We start from the raw sequence: 1,739 nt of genomic DNA, 5'->3' as shown, positions 1-1,739 counted from the left end.
TATATCACTTTTTCTCTACCCATGTTTAAACACTTCTGATATAAAAATACTAATGTGATTTAATAAGGTTAAAATAGATCTATTTCAATAGTCTATATAGTAAAAAAACATCTTTCATTTTCAACTTAGGGTCATTTTGTCTCATTTATTATTAATACATATTTCAAAGTATATTATATATAATTTCATAAACTACAAATACGCAACAATAATATTGCGTATTTGTTAAAACTTATCTTTAAACTTACAGATAGGCATTCATTTTCGACACTTAAGAAATTTTAGACAATTATATTGTTTAATATACTATTATATAATTAACATAAAGACAAAGGGGTGTTTTACATGGATGCATCACAAATTGTTTCTATTGTTGGCAAAGGTGTTCAAATCTTAGCTGAACTAATTTCTAAATTATTTGGATAAAGTTAATAATATTTATTACTAAATTAAAGGAGAGATTATTTTGGATTTCTTAACAGTAATTGGTGATTTATTAAATAAAGGTTTACAAGCTGCACCAGACATCTTAGGAGCAGTTTCTGAATTACTTAAAGCGATTGGTGTTTAATAACCTCCATCCTTTATATTAATATGACTCCAAATTAAATTGAACTTTAAATGCTATGCTCTAAGCATATATTAATGAAATCAGAGAAAAGGTGCTACATTAAGTAGCACCTTTTTTATTATCGTGATTAAACAGACAATGTTTTAACAGTTATAACAGTTATATTTTTGTTATTTTACAATTCCATGTTCTCTTTCCTCTAAATTATATAGATATCATCTAAAATAAATGAGTATTTTCACATAAAATGTATTAAAATACTTAAGAGACTAATATTTTGATTACTTTATTAATTGGAGGCTTTTATGGAAGAAAATAAAAAAACAACCCCTAAAAACTTTTTATTTAATGTATTGAATGGCGTCGCATTAGCTATTGTTGTGGGTTTAATACCTAACGCAATACTAGGTGGTCTATTTAATTATTTAAGTCAAAGTAACTATATTTTTACAAAACTATTATTTGTCGTACAAGGCATTCAATTTACAATTCCTGTCATTACAGGTGTATTGATTGCGCTACAGTTTAAGTTATCTTCCATACAATCTGTTATTACAGGTACAGCAGCTTTCATAGGATCTGGAGCAGCAATAATTTCAGAAGAACAATGGGTACTTACAGGTATAGGAGATCTTATTAATACGATGATAACAGCATCAATCTCAATTTTAATTATACTAATTGTTAAAGATAGGTTGGGAAGTTTAAATATTATTTTACTACCTTTGATTGCTGGAGCTTTGCCTGGTTTATTAGGTTTGTTAATGTTACCGTACACACAATTAATTACAACAGGGTTAGGAAATATAGTTAATAGTGTTACCAACACACAGCCAATGATTATGTCTATTATTATATCTGTACTATTTTCAGTTATTATCATTTCACCTGTTTCTACAGTTGCAATCTCTATGGCCATTGGTATATCAGGTTTAGCAGCTGGTTCAGCAGCTATCGGTGTTACGTCTAGTGCAATTATGTTAGTTGTAGGAACCTGGAAAGTAAATAAAATAGGGGTGCCAATTGCTATCTTATTAGGAGCTATGAAGATGATGATGCCTAATATGATACGTTACCCAATTCTATTATTGCCTGTAACTTGTACCGCAGCTATATCAGGCTTTTTTGGAAGTTTACTACAGATTAAAAATGATGCAGAATCGGCTGG

At 28.8% G+C, this 1,739-nt stretch carries 1 protein-coding gene; it reads left to right on the top strand.

Annotation, left to right across the window (positions count from 1 at the left end; translation table 11 throughout):
- Positions 1-876: 876 nt before the first annotated feature.
- The coding region (locus SH09_RS12410) for a PTS sugar transporter subunit IIC (protein ID WP_042739963.1) at positions 877-1,739 on the top strand (863 nt) is incomplete at its 3' end.

Source organism: Staphylococcus gallinarum (genome assembly GCF_000875895.1).
Classification (GTDB): domain Bacteria; phylum Bacillota; class Bacilli; order Staphylococcales; family Staphylococcaceae; genus Staphylococcus; species Staphylococcus gallinarum.
Note: the sequence above shows the minus strand (reverse complement) of the source record. Positions and strands in the feature narration are given on the sequence as shown.